General features: G+C 59.0%; 18 protein-coding genes. 9 read left to right on the top strand and 9 right to left on the bottom strand.

Features of this window, described 5'->3' with window-relative positions; all coding sequences use genetic code 11:
- Positions 1-250: 250 nt before the first annotated feature.
- Entirely contained in the window at positions 251-814 is a 564-nt protein-coding gene (locus OHD58_RS26445) for a hypothetical protein (RefSeq protein ID WP_006204368.1), read from the bottom strand.
- Between the two features lie 591 nt (positions 815-1,405).
- Between OHD58_RS26445 and OHD58_RS26440 the strand changes: the two genes are divergently transcribed.
- The gene (locus OHD58_RS26440) at positions 1,406-3,166 is read left to right on the top strand and encodes an alpha,alpha-trehalose-phosphate synthase (UDP-forming) (protein WP_263806611.1); all 1,761 of its coding nucleotides are present in this window, start codon (positions 1,406-1,408) and stop codon (positions 3,164-3,166) included.
- A 17-nt stretch (positions 3,167-3,183) separates the two neighbouring features.
- Entirely contained in the window at positions 3,184-3,309 is a 126-nt protein-coding gene (locus tag OHD58_RS26435) for a hypothetical protein (RefSeq protein WP_006204365.1), read from the top strand.
- A 268-nt stretch (positions 3,310-3,577) separates the two neighbouring features.
- Here the strand turns inward: OHD58_RS26435 and OHD58_RS26430 are convergent, their stop codons facing one another.
- Complete coding sequence (locus OHD58_RS26430) at positions 3,578-4,183, bottom strand: helix-turn-helix domain-containing protein (RefSeq protein WP_006204364.1); 606 nt, start codon at positions 4,181-4,183, stop codon at positions 3,578-3,580.
- 975 nt (positions 4,184-5,158) lie between these two features.
- Here OHD58_RS26430 and OHD58_RS26425 point away from each other — a divergent pair.
- The gene (locus OHD58_RS26425; RefSeq protein ID WP_263806610.1) at positions 5,159-5,962 is read left to right on the top strand and encodes an SDR family NAD(P)-dependent oxidoreductase; all 804 of its coding nucleotides are present in this window, start codon (positions 5,159-5,161) and stop codon (positions 5,960-5,962) included.
- A gap of 656 nt (positions 5,963-6,618) precedes the next feature.
- On the opposite strand, the gene OHD58_RS26420 is transcribed toward OHD58_RS26425, so the two are convergent.
- The 7 genes from OHD58_RS26420 to OHD58_RS26390 all read right to left on the bottom strand — a co-directional run bounded on the left by OHD58_RS26420 (position 6,619) and on the right by OHD58_RS26390 (position 13,851).
- On the bottom strand, positions 6,619-7,428 hold the full coding sequence (locus tag OHD58_RS26420; RefSeq protein WP_263806609.1) for a DeoR/GlpR family DNA-binding transcription regulator: 810 nt from the start codon (positions 7,426-7,428) through the stop codon (positions 6,619-6,621).
- A 37-nt stretch (positions 7,429-7,465) separates the two neighbouring features.
- Positions 7,466-8,239, bottom strand: a complete 774-nt coding sequence (locus OHD58_RS26415) for an SDR family NAD(P)-dependent oxidoreductase (RefSeq protein WP_263806608.1) — start codon at positions 8,237-8,239, stop codon at positions 7,466-7,468.
- Between the two features lie 18 nt (positions 8,240-8,257).
- Entirely contained in the window at positions 8,258-9,340 is a 1,083-nt protein-coding gene (locus OHD58_RS26410) for an ABC transporter ATP-binding protein (protein WP_318528297.1), read from the bottom strand.
- Positions 9,341-9,351: 11 nt separating this feature from the next.
- Positions 9,352-10,173 carry a carbohydrate ABC transporter permease gene (locus OHD58_RS26405; protein ID WP_263806607.1) on the bottom strand — a complete coding sequence of 274 codons (822 nt, stop codon included), beginning with the start codon at positions 10,171-10,173 and terminating at the stop codon, positions 9,352-9,354.
- 1 nt (position 10,174) lies between these two features.
- Positions 10,175-11,008, bottom strand: coding sequence for a carbohydrate ABC transporter permease (locus tag OHD58_RS26400; RefSeq protein ID WP_263806621.1), 834 nt, complete (start codon positions 11,006-11,008; stop codon positions 10,175-10,177).
- Positions 11,009-11,193: 185 nt separating this feature from the next.
- The gene (locus tag OHD58_RS26395; RefSeq protein ID WP_263806606.1) at positions 11,194-12,510 is read right to left on the bottom strand and encodes an ABC transporter substrate-binding protein; all 1,317 of its coding nucleotides are present in this window, start codon (positions 12,508-12,510) and stop codon (positions 11,194-11,196) included.
- Positions 12,511-12,579: 69 nt separating this feature from the next.
- On the bottom strand, positions 12,580-13,851 hold the full coding sequence (locus tag OHD58_RS26390) for an ADP-dependent glucokinase/phosphofructokinase (RefSeq protein ID WP_263806605.1): 1,272 nt from the start codon (positions 13,849-13,851) through the stop codon (positions 12,580-12,582).
- A 429-nt stretch (positions 13,852-14,280) separates the two neighbouring features.
- Between OHD58_RS26390 and OHD58_RS26385 the strand changes: the two genes are divergently transcribed.
- From OHD58_RS26385 to OHD58_RS26360, 6 genes are all read left to right on the top strand, one after another.
- A complete protein-coding gene (locus OHD58_RS26385; protein ID WP_263806604.1) occupies positions 14,281-15,297 on the top strand; it encodes a hypothetical protein in 1,017 nt (338 codons plus the stop codon).
- A 127-nt stretch (positions 15,298-15,424) separates the two neighbouring features.
- Positions 15,425-16,711 (top strand): ABC transporter substrate-binding protein, encoded by a 1,287-nt coding sequence (locus OHD58_RS26380; RefSeq protein ID WP_263806603.1) that lies wholly within the window; start codon positions 15,425-15,427, stop codon positions 16,709-16,711.
- A 65-nt stretch (positions 16,712-16,776) separates the two neighbouring features.
- A complete protein-coding gene (locus tag OHD58_RS26375; protein WP_263806602.1) occupies positions 16,777-17,718 on the top strand; it encodes a carbohydrate ABC transporter permease in 942 nt (313 codons plus the stop codon).
- Complete coding sequence (locus OHD58_RS26370; RefSeq protein WP_263806601.1) at positions 17,718-18,551, top strand: carbohydrate ABC transporter permease; 834 nt, start codon at positions 17,718-17,720, stop codon at positions 18,549-18,551. Before OHD58_RS26375 ends, OHD58_RS26370 begins: the two co-directional genes overlap by 1 nt.
- A gap of 4 nt (positions 18,552-18,555) precedes the next feature.
- The gene (locus OHD58_RS26365) at positions 18,556-19,662 is read left to right on the top strand and encodes an ABC transporter ATP-binding protein (protein WP_263806600.1); all 1,107 of its coding nucleotides are present in this window, start codon (positions 18,556-18,558) and stop codon (positions 19,660-19,662) included.
- A gap of 33 nt (positions 19,663-19,695) precedes the next feature.
- Complete coding sequence (locus tag OHD58_RS26360; RefSeq protein ID WP_263806599.1) at positions 19,696-20,424, top strand: SDR family oxidoreductase; 729 nt, start codon at positions 19,696-19,698, stop codon at positions 20,422-20,424.
- Positions 20,425-20,933: the final 509 nt, after the last annotated feature.

Raw genomic sequence — 20,933 nt, 5'->3', positions numbered from 1 at the left:
CATGTTCCTTCAAAATTCCGATGATCTGCTCTTCAGAGAAGCGGCTACGTTTCATGTCCTGGTCCTCTCTATGGGCCAGAACGAACTTCAAACCGGATTAGATCAGAGGGGCAAGGTCACATGCCGGCAACGACGAAGCGTATTTCCTTTGGACTGCCCATCTTTCGGGCCTCGCCACGACTGCCCTGTGGCGACAAGCGCATTTCGGTCTGGCGGCGTGTAGTCTAAGGATCTGGACGCGCTGTCTCCGTTAATTGGAAGGGACCTGAATGTGGGGCGGCCCCAGAGTCTCGAAGTGAAACGGGGTGCGCACGCCGGCCGAAAACCGCTCGGCGGCCTGGAGCGCGATCGTCAACCTTTCGCGCGGTGGAGAATTTGGAGAGGCTAAGAGCGCGCCCAACGCTATTTGCTCGCCGCACCCACAGGCATCGAAATCATCTGCCGACTCGCCAACCTGATAGTCGCCCGCGATTTTGAAGAGTCGTCCGGCATAGCCGACGAGGAAGGTGCCACCGCGCTCGGCTTCGTGATGCCGCTCGGCGTAGCCGCCATCTTTCAGGCATTGGCGCAGCGCATTGACGAACTCCGTCACCATAAAGGTATAGACATCAATGTCCGGGTGTCTCTTTGGCGGCTTGAAAGAATGCGCCAACAGCTGACCCATCCTAAACGAGCTCGTAAAGCCAAAGACGAAGTCCTTGTTTCGGAAGACCTTGCGATCGGCTCTCACCGTGAGCGAGTAGCCGACCACCCCGGCACTATCGCCCCCGATGTGAACTGATCCATCGTTGATCAAACCGACAATGCACGTCATTTCCTAGCTCCACTTCCGGGCTGCATCCAGCCGTAACGATTGATTGTAGCGCCGAGCAGCCGGTCTGGCCGTTCGTTCTTCACCAACCATGCGCAACGGGAAGCAAGAACCATGCCGACGAACGTCGATGCTGATGCGAAGCTTCCTTGAAAGCGCAACCAACCGCTTCGCGCACTGCAAGCGGAATGGCTCGATGTCGACGTTCGAACATCCGACGGATGTCAGCTTCAGGACGTTCACCTTGCGCCCTGTCGCAAAAACATAATGTTTGCACCACCTGGCATGGATGCATTCGCGGCAGGTTTTCCAGTAAGCGATTTCAGGTCGCGGCATTTACGCTGAAACGTGATCCTCTGGGTGGTTGCCTTCCTATACGCCCACATATGACCCGCATCTTTGCCAAGCTTCGCTGGTGCAGGGGCCGTCCAGCTAATCACGTCCGACCCCATTTGGCTGACAATTGATGCCGCCATAATTAGCTCTGAGCCCGTCAGTCTCTCGAAAGGTAGACGTCCTATGTGCAGAAATCCGCTGCTTAGCTGCTGCGATCAGCGAGCCTGCATCAAGCGGAGACATAATGGGGAATTTGGAATGGATATAATCAATAACCTTGTTTGCGCAGCCGCTCTAGGCTCCGCTGAAACATCACACGCCACGCAACAACAGCAGCTCATGGACCAAGCGGCCTTTGAGCGGCGCTTGAGCGAGGCACCACAGAGGCCGATGCAACAAGCAGGTGCTGCTCCTTCCCGTCCCGTTGGCTCTCCCCAGCAGGAGGGCCGCCTCGATACCGAAACCCAGAAACCAAATATGAAACTTGTCGTCGTTTCGAACCGCGTTGCGACATTTAACCCCGATCAGCCCCCGACTGGCGGCCTTGCCGCTGCCCTCGAGCCCGTTGTGAGCCGTTCCGGCGCCGTCTGGATGGGGTCCTCGGGCAACTTGGGCGATGGCAATGACCGGCCCGTGGCCCTCGCGCAGTGTGGCGAGGGCCACGTGGCGAGGCTCGATCTGCCGGCCGCGCATTATCCTGGTTACTACGAGGGTTTTGCGAATTCTATGCTGTGGCCAGCGTTCCACTCGCTGCTCGACCGGGTTTCGTCAGGTGCGGAAAACCACTATGAAAGCTATCGCGAGGTCAATGCTTTCGTGGGGCGCGCGGCGTTCGACCTGAGGGATCGGGACGCATTCTGGGTGCATGATTATCATTTCCTTCCGCTGGGCGCCGATCTGCACAAACTTGGCATCGACCGGCCAATCGGCTTCTTCCTACATACGCCTTGGCCGGCGCCTGACTTGATAGAGCGAGTACCCAATCATCGTGAACTCATGAAATCGATGCTCGAATACGATCTGCTTGGCTTTCAGACCAACTGGGACCGGAATAACTTCCTTGCCTGCGTCCATTCTCATCTCGGGCTGGAAAGCAAGAACGGCATAGTGATCTCGCAGGGCAGGCAGACGCGCTGCCAAAAGTTCCCGATCGGTATCGATCCCAAGCAGTTCGCAGAAAATGCTGCGGTGTCGCTTGCGGAACAGAACGACTTTATCTCGTCCTTGCAGAACAAACTCAATGGCGCGAAGCTTGCAATCGGCGTCGACCGTCTCGACTACACCAAGGGTATCGACAACCGGATCGAAGCTTTCAATCAGGTGGTAGCAGCCGAGCCGCGGAGCATTTCGCTCTTGCAGATCGCCATACCCTCACGCACTCAAATCGCAGCGTATGGAGAGTATGAGCGTAATGTCGACAGCTTGGTCAGCCGGGTCAATGGCGAGCACGGCACGGACGAGTGGCGGCCGATTTTGTACGAGAAGAATTCTTTCACCCAGGCACAACTCGCGAGTCTTTATCGAGCCGCGCACGTTGGCGTGGTGACACCCTTGCGTGACGGCATGAATTTGGTAGCCAAAGAATATGTCGCTGCGCAAGATCCGAACGATCCTGGCGTTCTGGTCCTATCGAAGTTTGCGGGTGCAGCCGAAGACTTCAAAGAGAACGAAGCGCTGCTCGTGGATCCGACCCGCCCTGAAGAGATCGCGACTGCGATTTCCAGAGCGGCCAACATGCCGCGCGAGGAGCGCATACAACGCTGGCGAATGATGATGGATAGACTTGAAGCATATACGATCCACCATTGGTCTGCTGACTTCGTGCAGGAACTGGACAAAAGCCGGGTAACGGTGCCGGCGGATCACTTCCGACACCTCGGCCTCGGCTGGATAAACGAGGCGCAAATGCCCTCGTATGAAACCACTGCCGAGTTGGAAGCCGCGCTGAAGCACGCAATGGATAGACGTTGGGTTCTCCCGACGACGAGCAGCGCAGATCATCCGGGCGCGCGCGCCTGAGTGCGGATTCCGACGTGATGCCGGCGGCGATCAAAGGCCGGCCTGTTTTCGGCACAGAAAAGCTCGGCTCCTGGGTCAGCAACTTTGGCATCAATGGCCTCGCCATGAACGAGGACATTTTGATGCGGGCAAGAGAAGGCTGACCCCTGAGACGGTAGAGACAAAGCTTCGGCTTGCCGGAAGCGCGACAAACTCCCGCGACATTGCGGTCGTCTTGGGAGTAGCGCGCATCACTGTGCAGGATAATCTGCAGCGCGCCAACTCTTTGTCGCAACGGCGTCAAACAAGGCACGAGACGAAGCGTAGGATGGCCGACGGCGCCTTCCACGTGCCGTCCGTGAAGTGTGATCCGTTCGGCATGGTGCGGATGGCGCCGCACCTTTGTTCTGTGTTGAATGTCGCAGCCCTTTGTTACGCCGCGTCTGCGGTATCTAAACGACGACGTACATCTGAAGGTCGTTTTGAGAAGGCGCGCATGAACAACCGGTTGAACGTTGCTGGGGTTGCAAAACCGCATGCCGTATGAATATCTTTAATTGGCAGGTCTGTTTCTTCAAGAAGCGACTTTGCTCTCTTCAGCCTAATTTCTATATAAGCCTGATGGGGAGCCAGAGAAAGCTTATCCTTGAACAATCTCTCACATTGCCTCCTTGAAAGCCCACAGAGCTCGAATATGCGCTCTAGCGGCTGCGGGTTCGCGATGTTGGATTCCATGAGGCTAAGCGCTTGGGTAAAAGGGTCTGCGTTAGCGTCTCGCGGGCCAACGGGAACCTGCTGAAAATAAGGCTGGCGAATCCGGTCCACGAGCATTTTATCCAAAACGGCCTCGCAAGTGGCAGTGTCAAATAAGTCTCCAACAATACGCATGGAGAGCTCGAGAGTGGCAAGTTCACCTGGGGAGCTACACAGTTGGTGCCCGAAAGACGCGATTTGTTCTGTAGCCCGGATGCTAGGAAAATCGCGGAGAAACCGTCCGGCTTCTGCCCAGTGGACGGCGCAATCGGTGAGCTTCTCCAAGCCTGCCTCCGCCAAGAGCCAAGTGGCTGGCCCCACTGAAAAAATCCTTATGTTATTGGCGTAAATGCACCTAACAAAATCGAGTAGCGCAGGGGGATAATTCCCTTGCCATCCGCCACAGATAATTACGGTGTGAGGCTCAATATCGTCTGCAACGTAACGCGAATTTTGAAAAGTATCGTCAAGTGTCAGTTCAATCCCATCGCAAGAGCTGACCACCTTATTTGGCCATCCAAATGTACGGATGGGCGTTGCTTGATGAGTCGTCGATGCTGCATACCTCAATGGTCGCACGATTAACGCCATTGTTATCAGTGAGACTCCATCAATTACTATTATATCCACCCCCGAGTGAGGGACGGACGATTTTCTCATGTCGAATACGGTTTCTGGCACGCAACGCTCCGCAGTGTCGATTTTTTGCTGAGGACTGACCCGGCAATCTCGCCGAACTGACCCGCTTCTTGGGTATCTTAGGGCTGGGTGCGAGTGACCCTGGTCTTCTCTTTCATGGTTTGGCTCATGTGCCAGCATTCGTCATGCCCTTAAATGGCCAATTTGGGTCGCTCCCGCGGCGCTGTCACGGAATGGCTGCACGACTGAAACATCGTGAGATGTGATTTTCAGTCGGTTGTGAGGCCCCGGCTCGCATTTCGCAAGACGATATTAGGCTGTCGCCGCTGTCCACCCCGCCACATGGGGGGATGGGCAAGAACCGACGTAATCCCATCCTAATAGCACCTGTGAACAGCCAATGCCGGAATTGGCGGCCGGGACCATCAAGAGCCGATATGCGGTTGGCACGGCGACGATTTGCCGGGATCCGCGATTTCGATGTCCCGCCTTTTGCACCTTGGAAGCAGAAGAGTTGAGTGCGCCATCCCGATCATGAAAATAACCTGAAAGTGGTTTCATCGAAAAATCCTGAATCTAAAATATTAAATACATTTGAGTCAAACAAAGGAGGTTCTACGTATGTCGCGAGAAGGGGATCGCACGCTGCGAGATGGTTCCGTCGTGATTGTGACAGGCGGCGGCAGCGGAATCGGGGCGGCAGTCGCGGAACGGCTAATGGGGGTCAGCAGGGTTGTCGTTTGTGATCGAAGCGAGGCCTCACTCGATGTGGTGGCGGCGAAAACGAGAGCAGATACGGCTGTGATTGACGTCACCGACTACGGTGCGGCGCGCAAACTCGTCGCGGACTTGGTCGCTCGATATGGTCGACTGGACGGACTGGTTCTCAATGCCGGCATGGTCGTCGCCGCGCCGGTGGCTGATATGGCGATCGATGACTGGAACCGCCAGATCGACGTCAACCTGACCGCGCCCTTCGTTATGGCGCAGGCGGCGCTACCGCATCTCATCGAGAGCCGAGGGGCTATCGTGGCGGTGAGTTCGGTCGGCGCCGTGCAAACCGGCCCGGGACTTGGCGCATATGCGGCGGCTAAGGCTGGAATTGGCCAGCTCATGAAGTGTATCGCCTACGAAAATGCCCGCTTCGGGGTAAGGGCGAATACAGTGACGCCTGGATGGATCCGCACCGAGATGGGCGATGAGGAGATGAGGGCACTGCCGATTGGTGATGATCTGGAAGCCGCCTATCACAAGGTCAGCGAGCATGTGCCGCAGCGAAGGGCGGGGACCGCGATGGAGGCGGCGGAAGTCATTGCTTTCTTGCTTTCGCCTGCCGCGAGCTTCGTCAACGGTGCGGAGTATGCCGTGGATGGCGGGTCGCTGATTGCGAACTCAGGGATGACCTATTTCGACAGTCAGATGTGATATTTACGACAGGCCAAGCCCGACCGAGACGCCATGTGGGTTGTACATGCGAACTGATCCGTCCTGGTCGCCATCCGGCTGATGCTCGACCCAGTAGCAGGGTGCCGTCGCACTGGCCAAAGGGGCCGGTAGTTCGCCGGACACGCCCTCGCATCATCACACCGTCGCTATCGTCTTCCGATCGCTGACCATTGGCGGGAGTGATGATCTGTCCGGCAGTGTGGCCGTCGAGAACTTGGGCCTTGATCCAGTCAATCAGTCCTACGGTGACGTGCCGATCGGAGATGTGACCCCGATGCAGATCGGAACTGGACGCGGGGGCCCGTGGCGGTCGGTGAGGGCCGCCCAATCGGTGATCGCGGCCTTCCAGATCATAACTGAAGAACCACCCCGGTATGCTTGCTACCCCCCATCATTGGTCAGTCCCTCCGTGCAAATCATCTGAGGAAGGCAATCACCCTCGAAACGGCACCTCGACTACGCTTTTCAGCGGCCTCGATCCATAGCGGTCAAAGACGTAGACACGAAATGATAAATGCCTGAAATTAAAACGCCGAGCCCATGGCATTCTGGATAGCGAGAGAGGTTGGATTGGCGATCGCTTATCTGCGGGCATTGCACCGCAGCTCAAGCACGAACGGGCATTGGCCAGCTGATCAGCTTCGACTGTTTGGGACGATCGACACGGGTGTTTCCGACATCTTCAAGGAGGCGAGTGCGTCTGGCTGAATTCCATCGTCAGTGATGACTTCCTGCAGTTCCGCGACGTCGCAGAGCGTGCAGAAGCCAGGAACGGTGAACTTCGAGCTGTCAACCAGCAGGATTGTCTTTCTGGCAGCGGAGATCATGGCGCGCTTCATCGAAGCAACTTCCAAGGAACTGTCGGTGAGAAGCGTTCCAGTAACCGCCGATGCACCGGTCAGACAGATATCAGCATGAAGAGTTCGTATGAACTCCTCCCCGGGGTGGCCAGCTAAATTTCGAAAACCTGGCCGAATCGACCCGCCGGCCACGATCACACGCCATTGGCGAACCCCGGCACAAAATTGGGCAATATCGAGACTATTGGTAACGATAGTTAGCGGGATTTCGCGCTCTGCAGCGGCTCGGGCAGCCTCCATCACAGTGCTCGATCCGTCGAGTATCACGCTGTCGCCGGGACTCAATCTTCTGGCCGCCTCGCGACCAATTGCGACTTTTTCCGCGTGACGCAACTCGGCATTCACCTGTTCTTCCCGCTCAAATGTCGCTCGGGCCGGCTGGATCAGGTGAGCGCCGCCATGGGTTCGTTCGAGGTATCCACGGTCGACCAGATGTTCGAGGTCCCTACGGACCGTAGATTGCGAACCGCCGATCGTGTCGGCGAGTTCCTGAATACTGGCCGCGCCGTTAACTCGGAGGTGCTCAAGGATAAGGGCACGCCGCTTCGCGGGCAGAAGCTCAACTCGCTTGGTCTGCGTGTCCATTGAATCCATCGTGCTTGCGGTTCTGGTCTTTCCATTCCTACCAAATCGTGTAACCGCAATCCACCACGACCACCGCACCGGTCATCGCGCTTGAAGCGTCCGAAGCCAGGAAGAGGATCGGTGAAGCAATCTCGTCGGCTCGAGCGACGCGCTTCATTGGCGTCATATCCATCCAGATTGGCATGCGGTTGGATTGAGTGAACCCGCCCTGCGACATCGGCGTATCGACATAGGTGGGCGCCACACAATTCACTCGCACGCCGCGTTCAGCCCATTCACCCGCAAGGCTCTTGGTCATGTGGTGAACGGCAGCCTTTGCTGCATTGTAGTGGACTTGACGCTGCGGTTTGTTCGAAATCAGGCCGGACATCGAGCCCAGCGTTACGATGGATCCGCGCCCCCGCTCCAACATCGGCCGGGCGAACTCGCGACACGACCAATACGTTCCATTGAGGTCAACGTCCACTACCTTCAGCCAGACGTCATCCGTCATGTCTTCGCCGCCTGTATCGGGCCAGGCAATACCGGCATTGGCGATCAGGATGTCGACGGCGCCGTGTTTGGTGTTTGCCGCTCTCGCCGCCTCCGCAACCGCCTTTGAGTTCGTGACGTCGAGGACGACGGCTTCTACATCGTAGCCTTTTTGCTCCATCTCTCGGCGGCCCGCCTCGAGAACTTCGGTGTTCATATCTGAGATGATCACCTTCGCCCCGGCCTCGGCCAAAGCCTCTGCCGAAGACAGGCCTATGCCCCGGCCGCCGCCGGTAACAAATGCCGTGCGCCCATCGAGACGATACTTTTCAAGAAACATGAAGGACTGTCCTTACGCTCAGTGATTGCGATGGTTGAGAAGTGCCCGACCGTCAGGGCCGAACACATGAAGGCGATCGGGTGGAAAGGAAACGCGAACTGTATCACCCACTTGTCCCAGCGAAGCCTCTCCGGTCTTGACCGTCGCGAGCTTTCCGTTGCCGATGTCGATGTAAGTAAGGGTCTCGCCGCCGAGATGTTCTATCACCGTAATCTCGCCTCCGAGCGGGCCCTGGCTGTCGACGTTCAATGCCTCCGGTCGGATGCCGAGGGTAACGCGTGCGCCACGTGGTGGATCGACGGGAAGGGGAATGCGCTGCCCGCGGTTGTCTAGAATCGCCACCGCCTGTCCATTTTCCAGAGCTGTGTCAGCTTCGAACAGGTTCATCTTCGGAGAGCCGATAAACCCCGCTACGAACACAGTGGAAGGGTTCTGGTAGATTTCCATAGGGGTGCCGAGCTGCTCGATGACGCCCTTGTTCACGACGACGATCCGGTCGGCCATCGTCATCGCTTCCACTTGGTCATGCGTGACGTAAATCATCGTGGCGGAGAGTTGCTTGTGCAGGCGCGCAAGCTCGATACGCATCTGGATCCGAAGGGCCGCGTCTAGGTTGGAGAGAGGCTCGTCAAACAAGAACACTTTCGGGTCGCGGACAATGGCGCGGCCGATAGCGACTCGCTGACGCTGCCCGCCAGAAAGCTGAGCCGGGCGCCGTTGCAAGAGATGATCGAGCTGCAGAATCTTTGCGGCATCGTTCACTTTCCGGTCGCGCTCGGCCTTGCTGACCTTCGCCAAGCGCAGCGCAAAGCTCATATTGTCAGCCACGGTCATGTGGGGATAGAGGGCGTAGCTCTGGAAAACCATCGCCAGCCCGCGTTCGTCGGGACGAACCCTGTTCATGACTTGCCCATCGATCAGCAACTCGCCGCCCGATATGGATTCCAGACCAGCGATCATTCTGAGCAGCGTCGTCTTCCCGCAGCCCGAAGGGCCGACAAGGACGACGAACTCCTGATCCTTGATGTGCAGGTCAACGCCGCTTACGACCTCAAGGCCGCCGAAGGACTTGCGGATACCCTTCAAAGTTACGCTGGACAAAGTTTGTTCTCCTATTTCACGGCGCCGAAGGTAAGACCGCGGACGAGTTGTCTTTGCGTCATCCAGCCGAACACCAGGATCGGGCCAACCGCCAGCAACGAGGCCGCTGAAAGCTTCGCCCAGAACAGCCCCTCCGGGCTCGAGAAGGACGCGATGAAGGCGGTCAGCGGCGTCGCCTGGGAGGTGGATAGATTGATGCTCCAGAAGGCTTCGTTCCACGACAGGATAGTCGCGAGCAGACAGGTCGAGGCGATTCCCGGTAGGGTGAGCGGCAGGAGCAGCATCCAGAATTGCTGAAGCGGCCGGGCGCCGTCGAGCAATGCGGCTTCAAGGATTTCCCTCGGGACGTCCTTGAAGAATGTGAAGAGCATCCACACCACGATCGGAAGATTGATCAGCGTGTACATGGCGGTCAGGCCAATTCGGGTGTCCATCAACCCGACGCTTTGGAACATCAGGTAAATCGGGACCAGTACGCCAACGGCCGGCATCATCTTGGTCGACAGCATCCAGACGAGGATGTCCTTGGTTCTCTTGGTTGGATAGAACGCCATCGCATAGGCGGCTGGAAGGCTGATGAGCAACGCCAACAACGTTGACCCGCCGCAAATAACGACGCTGTTCATGAAGAAATGCGGATAGTTCGCGCGCTCGAAGACCGCCGAGAAGTTCTCAAGAGTCGGCCTAAAAAACAGGACAGGCGGAGACGAGATGGCTTGGTTCTCGGTCTTGAAGGCCGCCAGCGTCATCCACAAGATCGGGAAAGCCATCACCAGGCTGACGCCCCAGCCGAACACTGCCGTTGCTATTTTTTGAGCTGTGGACTGTTCCATCTCAGCGCTCCAGATTGTGAGCAATTGTGCGCACGAGGAAGAAGGCGACGATGTTTGCAAGCACTATCGCAACCACGCCACCCGCGGAAGCGCCACCGACATCGTAGTCAAGCAGCGCAGTTTTGTAGATCAGGAACGGCAATGTGGTGGTTGCTTCCCCAGGACCGCCGGATGTAGTCACAAGTATCTCGGCAAACACGGACAGCAGGAATATCGTCTCAATCATCACGACGATCGTCATGGATCGATAAAGATGAGGTAGGGTGATGTTCGTGAACAGCGTCCACCCGCGAGCTCCGTCCATGCGGGCGGCTTCGACCTGCTCGCGATCGAGCGACTGGAGGGAGGTCAACAAGATAAGTGTCGCAAAGGGAATCCACTGCCAGGCGACTATTATGCCGACCGAGATCAGCGGATAGTCGCTGAACCAGTCGATTGCTGGCAGGCCGACTGACTTGAGCATCCACGAGAACAGCCCGTTCACCGGGTGCATCAAAAGGTTCTTCCAAATAAGAGCGCTGACCGTTGGCATGACGAAGAAAGGTGCAATGCACAGAAGCCGAGCGATCCCGCGGCCGGGAAAGGGCGCGTCAAGTGCCATCGCGCAGGCGACGCCAAAAATGATCGTGGCAGCGAGAACGCCTACAACAAGCACAATGGTATTTTGCAATGCATGGAGGAGCGTCGGATCGGTAAGCAGGAATGTGTAATTGTCGAAGCCGGCAAAGCTGGTGCTGCTCGGATCGAGCAGATTGTAACGCCGCACCGAGAACCAGAGCGTCATCGCAAGCGGTACAATCATCCAGATAAAGAGCAGGATGACCGACGGCGCCATCAGCGGTTTCGTATTTATAAGCGGTCCCTCGTCGGAAATTACGGCGACCGTCTTGGCTTGGTTCTGTGACATGGGATTGTTGCCGTGTTCGAGCTGCTAGGAAAGCCGGGGTGGCAGCTCGGAAAACTGCCACCCCTTGACCGGCGACAGGGAGGCGCCGCCGATCAATATCGCACTGGGGACGGTTACTTCTTTGGATAACCCGCCTGCTTCATCGCCCTCGCAACGAGCGCTTGGGATTCCTTCAGAGCCTCATCGACGGATTGCTTGCCGGCGATCACAGCCGACATCTTTTGGCCAACAGCCGTTCCGAAGCTCTGAAATTCAGGGATCCCGACATAGGAGATGCCGCGATAGGGAACCTTATCCTGCGTCGCATCGGTCGGATTCGCCGTCTGGATGGTTTCCAGCGTCAGCTTCGCGAACGGCGCAGCGCTGATGTATTCCGGCGTCTCGTAGGTCGACGTACGCGTGCCGGGAGGCACGGCCGCCCAGCCATTGGCTTGGGCAACGAGTTTGATATAGTCCTGCGAGGTCGCCCAGTAGATAAACTTTTTCGCAGCGTCCCCATTCTTGGTCGAGGCAGGCACTGCCAAGGCCCATGACCACAAATAGTGGTTGCCCTTGTTGAACTTACCGACAGGCGGGTGAGCGTAGCCCAACTTGTCGGACACCTGGCTCAGCTTAGGGTCAGAAAGCATGCCCGCAGCAACCGTCGCGTCGACCCACATGCCGCACTTTCCGCTTGCGAACAGGGCCAAGGTTTCATTGTAGCCGTTGGAAGCGGCGCCAGGCGGGCCGTACTTCTTCAGCAGATCGACATAGGTCGAAACGCCTTCCTTCCACGGTGCGGTGTCAAGTTGCGGCTTCCATTCCATGTCGAACCAACGACCGCCATAGCTGTTCACGACGGGGCCGATCTGCCCCATGTTTTCACCCCAACCTGGCTTGCCGCGCAGGCAGACACCGTAGATGTCCTTGTCCTTGTCCGTGATTTTCTCCGCGAACTGGCCGATCTGTTCCCAGGTCGGCTGGTCGGGCATCTGAATGCCGGCCTTGTCAAAGAGATCCTTGCGATAGAACGTCATCTGGCTCTCGGCGTAAAACGGCAGGGCGTATAGCTTGCCGTCGATCGAAAGCCCGTCGCGGACCGATTTCAGGACATCATCTAGCTTGTAGTCGGCGGGGATGTTCGAGAATTCGGAAAGCCAGCCCTTCTCGCCCCAAAGTGGCGTCTCGAACATGCCGATCGTCATGATGTCGTACTGGCCGCCCTGGGTGGCGATGTCCGTCGTCACCTTTTGGCGAAGCACGTTCTCCTCGAGGATGACCCAGTTGAGCTTGATGTCCGGGTTCTTCTGCTCGAAGTCCTTCGAGAGTTTCTGCATGACGATCATGTCGTTGTTGTTGACCGTCGCGATAGTTAGCGTCGTTTCCGCCAGGGCTTGCGTTCCCAGAAGCGCCGTCGCGCCAAGCAGCAGTCCAATAAATGTTTTCTTCATTTTCTCCTCCAAAACGCCGGATGATGGCGCGTGCACGGACACCGCGTCCGAATTCCTGTTTCAAGAAAGCTAAAGCCAGGCGCCGTGCGCCTGGGTCTTGTGCCCGAGCACAAGCAGGCACCCGGCCGTAAAACTGTCGCCGAGACCTAGAGTTGTCTGGGGCCTTTCGAGGAAGGGGGCCGAACAGGCCACGAAGGTCCACTCGCCCCGGCGCGCATAGGCTTCGAACGGCAGCGGTTGGAATTCCGCTTCCGGTGCGAGCGTCACAACATCCACCGGGCTGCCGTTTGCGGCTCTGGCTGACGCGATCGCGCAGCCTGTCATCAATGCACTGAGCTCCAGATTCGGGTCGCTCTTGGTTACTGCTGCCGCCCATGTGTCCGCATGGACGCAAACGCGATCGAGACCCAGACGCTCGCCCAGCGAAATCATGGCATTCAAAGGAAGCTCGGCGTCAGGGTACATCCCGATGAGTTCGGAATGGCTCATTCCTATCGATGTGATCGATCCACGAAGATCTGCCAGGACCAGGCTCAGGGCTTCTTTGGATGAATATCCAGCCAATTCGAAATGAATTGTCTTCAACCCTTTGGCGCGCCAGGCTCGTGCGAGCGCAAAAAGCTTTTCGGAGGCTTGGGGCAGATCGGCAAAAGCTGTGTCATTCAGGCCAGACAGGAGGCCTGCTGCCGCGCTCGAAGCAAGGCGAACCGATAGCTTGTCGAACTCACTGTCGTCCTGGAGGCCGCGGTCTAGGAACCGGACAATAATGCGTGAAGAACGTCGCGGAATTACGTCGCCAATTGGCCTCCCTGCCGTGTACTCGAAGATGAATGTCTCAGGGACAGCCGGCTCGCGGGGCACGATCTCCGATGCATCAACTAGTTTGTCATGCTGAGCGACGAGCACTCCCGGCGGTATTTGTTTCAACATGAACGGGTGGCGGTCTTCCAATGCGATCACCGCACGCGCACCCAGCTTTGATAGCACCCATGCTGCCTGCGGTCCGGTCCCGCCAAGAGCATGACTCAGCGTGATCCTGCCCCGCAGCCAATCAGGACCTTCAGGCCAATCGAACTTGATTTCTCCGCCAACACCTCTGGCGGCACGATCCTGAAGCGTTTTGAAAAGATCGTGCGCTCGCGAAGCCGGTGGGGCGTTTGCCAAGGCATCCATGTCATGCATGTCAGCCCGAGCATCGACGACCGTGCTCATCCCGCAGAGGAACACCCCTTGGGAAAGAGGGCCACCCTGACAGCTCCCCGCCGCCTTGGGCAGCGACTGGATGGCAGCGGTCAGCGCTGAATAGCGCGAACGCCAATTGGCGCCCAGCGTCTCATTCATGCGAGTTCTCCTCCCAAGTCGAACGTTATCGCCTTCTCTAATCAATTTCTACCAAATTCTCTCACCGTGTCAATCATTATCAAAGCCAGATCGTGCAAGTTTTTCTAAATGTGCCAAAAATCTACCCTTTTGGCATCGTTAAGAAGCCAATCATGCGACGTATAAGGTCGGTTTTATGAAGTTGGATGAGCGGTCTGGGGAATTTTGAGGGCTTCTTTTAGCGGAATGCAGTCGGGAAGCCAACCAATAAGCGATTGTTTATATTGCATATCTTTGCCTTCTCCAGCCCTTTCACCCAACTTTTGCCAAATTTTTGGAGAGGAAAAGAAAGATATTGACAAAAATTGGTAGACCAAATTTAATGCAGGGACGCGGCGGCCTCGGTTGTCGACCGCTATCAAAAAACATCTCAAAGTTGAGGAAACTCTGATGGTAACTAGGCTCGATCGCAAGTTGGCGAACATCCGCGCAGGCCGCTACACACGGGCCGATTTCGTCATCGCCGATGCCAAGGACAGCGATGTCGGCGCCGGCGTGACCGCGACCGGCTTCGACTATTCGGTCAAGCCGCCGCGCCGCCGCAGCCGCCAGGAATTCATCGCCCAGATCGAGGCGATCATCAAACAGGACATCGTCGACATCATGCTGGTGTCGCAATCCAACCTCGAGCTTCTCGACGAGCGCGCCGCGTTCTTCGGCAGCGAAATGAAGCCCGCCATCCGTGGCAATCTGGAGACGATGTGCTGGGGTGCCGTGCGCCATGGCACCTACACGCAGACTGCGTCCCTTCCCTTCCGCGACGCGATCCTGACGCGCGCCATCGCCAATTACCCGACGCACGGCACCGACCTTGCCCTCTATTCGGTCTCCTTCAGCAACGATGTCGAGCTTGATCTCCGCGCCTTGAACGCCTTTGCCGAATTCCGCGCCGAGGCGGCGCGCACCGGCTTCAAATATTTCTATGAGGTGTTTAACCCGAGCGTCGATCTCGGCTTCAGCCGCGAGCAGATCGGCGAGTTCGTCAACGATAACATCATCAAGTCGCTGGCGAGCGTGCCGAAGGCCGAGCGACCGCTGTTCCTGAAGACGCCCTATAACGGACCGAAGGCGATGGAGGAGCTTGCCGGCTTCGATTCCGAGCTGATCGTCGGCGTGCTCGGCGGCGGTGCCGGCACCACGCGCGACACGTTCGAGCTCGTCGCCCAGTCGGAGCGCTACGGCGCCCGCCTTGCTCTCTTCGGCCGCAAGATCAACCTCGCCGAGGCGCCCCTGCAGCTGATCGTGCTGATGCGGGCCGTCGCCGACGGCACCATCGCTCCGGAGGAAGCGGTGCGCGCCTATCACGGCGAGCTGCAGAAGCTTGGACTGACGCCGAACCGGCCGCTCGCCGATGACCGGGCGATCACCGAAGAGGTGCTGACGTCAGCCGCTGCGAAAGCCGCCTGACGCCGAACCAATGAGCGATGACGGCAATTGCCGTCACGCTGTGGACGTGACCCGGTAATGGGTCGCCGCGCCCGCGAGTGGAGGCTCGCGATGCGCTTTATCTGGGAGCAAAAAAGGGAGGAATATGATGAGAAAGATGCTGTTTCTTGCGACGACGATCCTCGCCGCCGCTCTGTCTTCTGCCGCGGCCAACGCCGAACAGAAAGAGGTCACCGTCTGGTCCTGGTTCGTCCAGAGCACGATGCAAAAATCGATCGCCGCTTTCGAGAAGGCCCACCCCGACGTCAAGGTCAACTACACCTATTACAACTACTCGCCCGAATACATCACCGCGCTGAAAGCGGCGGCGGCTTCCGGGAGCCTGCCTGACGTGATCGGCCTGCAGCCGGGTTCGCTCACCCAGCAGTATCGCGAAAATCTCGAAGCGGTGAACGAACGCGCCGCCAAACAGTGGGGCGACAAGTGGGCGGAGAAGGTATTCCCCGTCAACCGCAAGCAGATGCTGATGGGCAATCCGAAGGGCGATGAGAACTATTACATCATTCCGCAGGAGTCCCAGGTTCTGTGCATCTGGTACAACCGCAAGATCTTCGAAAAGCTCAAACTTTCGGCTCCCAAGACCTATGACGAGTTGAAGGCGGCGGCCAAGGCGCTGACGGACAACGGCTATATTCCGATGTTCCAGGGCGCGGCCGATGGCTGGCAGAACGAGAACGTTTTCCTGATGCTCGCCAACCAGTTCTCAGCCGGCATCGTCGACAAGGCGCAGGCCGGTGAAACACCCTGGACCGCGCCGGAACTCGTCGCCGCCATGAAGGCCTGGAAGGGCCTGTTCGATGACGGCATCTTCCAGCAGGGCGCGCTGGGTGCCCACGCCTATCCGACCGGCGCGCAGCTCTTCGCGCAGGGAAAGGTCGGCATGATGGCGCTGGGTTCCTGGTGGATGCAGGAAAGCAAGTTCCCGCCGCCGCTGTCGGAATTCGTGCAGAACATGGATGGCTTCGACTTCTTCTACCTGCCTCCGGTCAAGGACGGCAATTCCGCCAGCCCGCCGGTCGGCGGCATCGACATCGGCTACGGCCTGACCAAGAATGGCGGCAAGAATCCGGAGGCCTGGACCTTCCTTGCCGAACTGACCGATGGCGTTGGCCTGCAGGAAGCGCTGAACGATCTCAACGACCTGCCGGCCTTTGATGGCAATGCGCCAAAGGGCGACATCACCGACCACGTCAAGGAGATGTCGGCCCGCTTCATGGCCGACCTGCCGAAGGCCGAGAACCAGCGCTTCGCCTCACCGGCGGTCGCCGAAGCGCTCGACAATGCGCTTGCCGGCGTCGCGGCCGGCAGCGTCGAGCCGGAAGCGGCACTTGCCGGCGTCCAGGCAGCGACCGAGAAAGCTCTCGCGGCGAAATAGCCCAAGACCAACTGCCGGGCGCGGAGACGCGCCCGGCCCTTTTTCAGTGTAAGATGGCGAGCATCATGAGCGCAGAGGCCATGCGAGCCGGAGCTGCCGTCGCGGCGGTGAGACGGCGATCGGCATCGAGAGCTTCGACGCTCTATCTCTTTGCCCTGCCGGCAACGCTGCTGTTTGTCGTCTTCGTCGCCTATCCCATCCTGTGGGTTGCCGAGCAAAGCTTCTATGCCGGCAGGACGGATGGCGCAGCGGTGTTTGCCGGGCTTGCCAACTACAGGAGCGTTCTCAGCGATCCGACCTTCTGGATCGTGGTGCGCAACATGGCGCTATGGTGCGTCATCACCATTCCCGTGCAGATGCTGATCGGCGGCCTGCTCGCCTATTTCATCGAGCGCCACACGCATGCGCTGCGCGGCTTCTTCCGCACCATGTTCTTCCTGCCGGTGGTGACCTCGGTCTCGGTCATCAGCCTGGTCTGGGTGCAGATCTACGCGCCCTATTACGGCATCGCCCAGGAATATCTCAGGCATGTCGGCATCGTCATGATGACATCGCCGATCGGCGACCCGAAGACCGCGATCTACGCGCTGATCGTCGTTAACATCTGGCAATGGACCGGCTTTTCGATGCTGATGTACATCGCCGGCATCGCCAATTTGCCGAGCGAGGTGCTCGATGCCGCCCGCATCGATGGCGCCAAGGGCTGGCGGCTTGCGGTGCATGTCATCGTGCCGATGCTGGCGCCAGCGACGAAATCGCTGCTGCTGCTCGGCGTCATTGGCACGCTGCAGACTTTCCCGATCGTGCATCTAATGACCGGCGGCGGTCCAAACCGGGCGAGCGAAGTGTTCGGCACCTTCATCTTCAAGCAGAGTTTCGTGCTGGGCGACACCGGAAGCGGCGCGGCGCTTTCGGTCATCGTCCTGGTAATCGCGCTCGCATTGTCGCTGATCCAGATCGCGGTGCTCGGCGCCCGCCTGTCGCCAGCGGGGAAGGAGAAGCCATGATGGCGCCGCTCGCCCGCAGTCGCATGCGTGGCGTGGTCATCCATGCTGTCCTCTTCATCGTGCTCGGCTTTTGGATGGTCCCGCAGGTCTACATGCTGTCGATCGGGCTGCGCACACCAGCACAGGCCTTCGACGCTGCGCTTTTCACCTGGCCGGTGACCTTCGACAATTTCGTCACCGTGATCCGCGACAATCCGCTGGGCGGCATTTTCCTCAACAGCCTGATCATCACCGTCGCGACGGTGGCGATCGTGGTCGCGGTCTCCTCGCTGTTTGCCTTCGCCTGCGCGATCCTGCGGCTGAAGGGCTCGATGCTGCTCTATACGACCCTTCTGACCACACTCATGGTGCCGCTCGCCTCCATGGTGCTACCGCTCGCCATCCTGCTCAAGAATTTCGGCTGGGTGAACACCTATATCGGCCTCATCCTGCCCTATGCGGCGCTCGGCGTGCCGTTCGCCATGGTCATCCTCAAGGCCTTCATGGAAGACGCGCCGCGCGAGCTTTTCGAGGCCGCGCGGGTGGATGGCTGCAACGCCTGGCAGACTTACTGGCATGTCGCCCTGCCTCTCGTGCGGCCAGCACTGGTCTTCGTCACCATCTGGCAGTTCATCGTCACCTGGAACGAGTTCTTCCTTGCCCTCATCGTCCTGACCAGAAGCGAGATGAAGACGCTCACCATCGTGCCGATGCAGTATTCCGGCCTCTACATGGCCAACCCCGGTGCGCTCTTCGCCATCCTGACGCTGATCGCGCTCCCCCTCATCCTCCTCTATGTGCTGGTGCAGCGCGCCTTCGTGCGCGGCCTGCTGGCCGGCGCGGTGAAAGGTTAGGCCCATGGCGACGCTTTCGATCGACAAGGTCACCAAGGCCTTCGGCCACACCACGGTCATTCCGGAACTGTCGCTGACCATCGAGGATGGCGAGTTCTGCGTGCTGGTCGGACCGTCGGGCTGCGGCAAGTCGACTTTGCTGCGCATCATCGCCGGGCTGGAGCCAATCAGCTCTGGCCGCATCCTGGTCGACGGCGTCGACATGAGCGGTGCCGAGCCGCCGGAACGGGGCGTGGCGATGGTGTTCCAATCCTACGCGCTCTATCCGCATATGAATGTCGACCGCAACATCGGCTTCGGCCTGAAGATCGCCCGCACGCCGCTCGCCGAGATCGTCGAACGCGTCGGCCGCGCCGCCGACAAACTGCGGCTCGGCTCCTATCTCAAGCGCAAGCCGCGCGAGCTTTCCGGCGGCCAGCGCCAGCGTGTCGCCATCGGCCGCGCCATGACGCGCAAGCCAAAGCTCTTCCTGCTCGACGAGCCGCTCTCCAATCTGGATGCTGCGCTGCGCGTCGGCATGCGCGTCGAGATTGCGCGGTTGAAGGCGGAGCTTGCCTCGACCATGGTCTATGTCACGCATGATCAGGTCGAGGCGATGACGCTCGCCGACCGCATCGTGGTGATGAATGGCGGGCGCATCGAGCAGGTCGGCGCGCCGCTCGAGCTCTATCACCGGCCGGCCAATCTGTTCGTCGCCGGCTTCATCGGTTCTCCGGCGATGAATTTCCTGAAGGGCTGTGTCGACAAGGTTGAAGGCAATCAGGTGACGATCAGCCTAGACCTCGGGCTTTCGCTGACGATGCCGGTTTCGAAGCCACCGCAGGCGGGCGCCGAAGTGACGGTCGGCATTCGGCCTGAACACATCGTGCTGTCCGCCGAGGGGCAGGCCGATGCGTTCATCGTGCACGCAAGCGTGGTCGAACTGTTGGGCAGCGACACCTTCATCTATGTGCGCGACGGCGAAGAGAGCCTGGTCATCCGCGACAGCGGTGGCCGCATGGCACGCGCGGGCGATCGTATCGCCATCTCCTTGCCGCCGCGCGCCTGCCATCTCTTCAACAAGGCAGGTCAACGAATTTCCGATGCGACGGCAGTTACCGAGCCCGCCTGAAACGCGTTTGAAGAACATCACAAAGAGGGAACCATGACGGATTTTCACGGACGCAATATTCTGGTGACGGGCGGCAGCGGCGGCATTGGCGGCACCACCGTGCGGCATCTGGTCAAGGCCAACGCCAATGTGATCGCCGCCGGGCGCTCGCAAGAGGCGCTAGCGGCAATCGCCAGGGAGACGGGTTGCCGCACAGTGACCTTCGACCTCGCCTCCGAGAACGAGATCCGCGATGCGCTCGAGGGCCTCGACCTCTGGGGCGTCGTCAATTGCGGCGGCTTCGGTGGCGAGATCGCGACGCCGATGGACACCGACATCGCCATCTTCGACAAGGTCATCACCGTCAACGCGCGCGGCGCGCTGCTGGTCACCAAATACGCGACGCGGCAGATGGTGGCGATCGGCAAGGGCGGCGCCATCGTCAACGTCTCTAGCCAGGCGGCGCTGGTCGCGCTCGACGGCCACATCTCCTACGGCTCCTCCAAGGCCGCACTTGAGAACATCACCCGTTGCTCGGCCCTGGAACTCGGCAAATACAACATCCGCGTCAACAGCGTGAACCCGACCGTGGTGATGACGCCGATCTCATCAGGCCATTGGAGCCAGCCGCATGTCGCCGAACCCTTCCTGAAACAGATGCCGCTCGGCCGCTGGGCGACCGAAGACGAAGTCGCCGGCCCAATTGTCTTCCTGCTCAGCGACGCCGCCTCGATGATCACAGGCATCCACCTTCCCATCGACGGCGGCTACACCTGCCGATGAGGAAGCGCGGTCCGAGGACTATGAAGCTGACGGCCGTACACAGCTGGACGAGAATGAGGAGACCCGCCTTGCCACGCTGAACGAGTTTGTCATGGAGCCGCTCCACGACATCGCCGAAGGCGATCTGCTCCGCCCAAGTACGGACCTTCAGCCCCGCGACCCGGGGGTCTTCACCTGCTTCTAGCCAGCGGCTCCATATTGCTATTAGATGGCCCCTCCCGGACCACATTCCCTATTTCAGCCAGCCGCGAACGCTGTTCACCATCGCGGATGTCGAAGTCCCATAGCAGTCGTCTTTCGCTCGGGTCGATCCGCTTACTGGGCGTCTATTCATAACTGCTTAGCCGCGGCGCCCGCTCGGCGCCAGGGAATGGACGCTTGGACTTTCTGGTCGTGATGGGGCATAGCCGCCATCGGCAAAACTGAGATCGGTCAGCGGCTGGTTTGAAGAGCAGGGTAACTCTTGCGCCTGCCGGCCCCCCCTACCTCCGCGCGAAGGCAACCAGCCT

Source organism: Mesorhizobium sp. ZC-5 (genome assembly GCF_025753855.1).
Classification (GTDB): domain Bacteria; phylum Pseudomonadota; class Alphaproteobacteria; order Rhizobiales; family Rhizobiaceae; genus Neomesorhizobium.
The sequence above is the reverse complement of the archived record's forward strand: the minus strand, read 5'-3'. Positions and strand labels throughout refer to the sequence as shown.

Bases quoted from the DNA above. Each gene is read 5' to 3' on its own strand.
- OHD58_RS26445 (WP_006204368.1), bottom strand. From the start codon at position 814: ATGACGTGCATTGTCGGTTTGATCAACGATGGATCAGTTCACATCGGG.
- OHD58_RS26440 (WP_263806611.1), top strand. From the start codon at position 1,406: ATGGATATAATCAATAACCTTGTTTGCGCAGCCGCTCTAGGCTCCGCT.
- OHD58_RS26435 (WP_006204365.1), top strand. From the start codon at position 3,184: ATGCCGGCGGCGATCAAAGGCCGGCCTGTTTTCGGCACAGAAAAGCTC.
- OHD58_RS26425 (WP_263806610.1), top strand. From the start codon at position 5,159: ATGTCGCGAGAAGGGGATCGCACGCTGCGAGATGGTTCCGTCGTGATT.
- OHD58_RS26420 (WP_263806609.1), bottom strand. From the start codon at position 7,428: ATGGACACGCAGACCAAGCGAGTTGAGCTTCTGCCCGCGAAGCGGCGT.
- OHD58_RS26415 (WP_263806608.1), bottom strand. From the start codon at position 8,239: ATGTTTCTTGAAAAGTATCGTCTCGATGGGCGCACGGCATTTGTTACC.
- OHD58_RS26405 (WP_263806607.1), bottom strand. From the start codon at position 10,173: ATGGAACAGTCCACAGCTCAAAAAATAGCAACGGCAGTGTTCGGCTGG.
- OHD58_RS26400 (WP_263806621.1), bottom strand. From the start codon at position 11,008: ATGGCGCCGTCGGTCATCCTGCTCTTTATCTGGATGATTGTACCGCTT.
- OHD58_RS26395 (WP_263806606.1), bottom strand. From the start codon at position 12,510: ATGAAGAAAACATTTATTGGACTGCTGCTTGGCGCGACGGCGCTTCTG.
- OHD58_RS26390 (WP_263806605.1), bottom strand. From the start codon at position 13,851: ATGAATGAGACGCTGGGCGCCAATTGGCGTTCGCGCTATTCAGCGCTG.
- OHD58_RS26385 (WP_263806604.1), top strand. From the start codon at position 14,281: ATGGTAACTAGGCTCGATCGCAAGTTGGCGAACATCCGCGCAGGCCGC.
- OHD58_RS26380 (WP_263806603.1), top strand. From the start codon at position 15,425: ATGAGAAAGATGCTGTTTCTTGCGACGACGATCCTCGCCGCCGCTCTG.
- OHD58_RS26375 (WP_263806602.1), top strand. From the start codon at position 16,777: ATGAGCGCAGAGGCCATGCGAGCCGGAGCTGCCGTCGCGGCGGTGAGA.
- OHD58_RS26370 (WP_263806601.1), top strand. From the start codon at position 17,718: ATGGCGCCGCTCGCCCGCAGTCGCATGCGTGGCGTGGTCATCCATGCT.
- OHD58_RS26365 (WP_263806600.1), top strand. From the start codon at position 18,556: ATGGCGACGCTTTCGATCGACAAGGTCACCAAGGCCTTCGGCCACACC.
- OHD58_RS26360 (WP_263806599.1), top strand. From the start codon at position 19,696: ATGACGGATTTTCACGGACGCAATATTCTGGTGACGGGCGGCAGCGGC.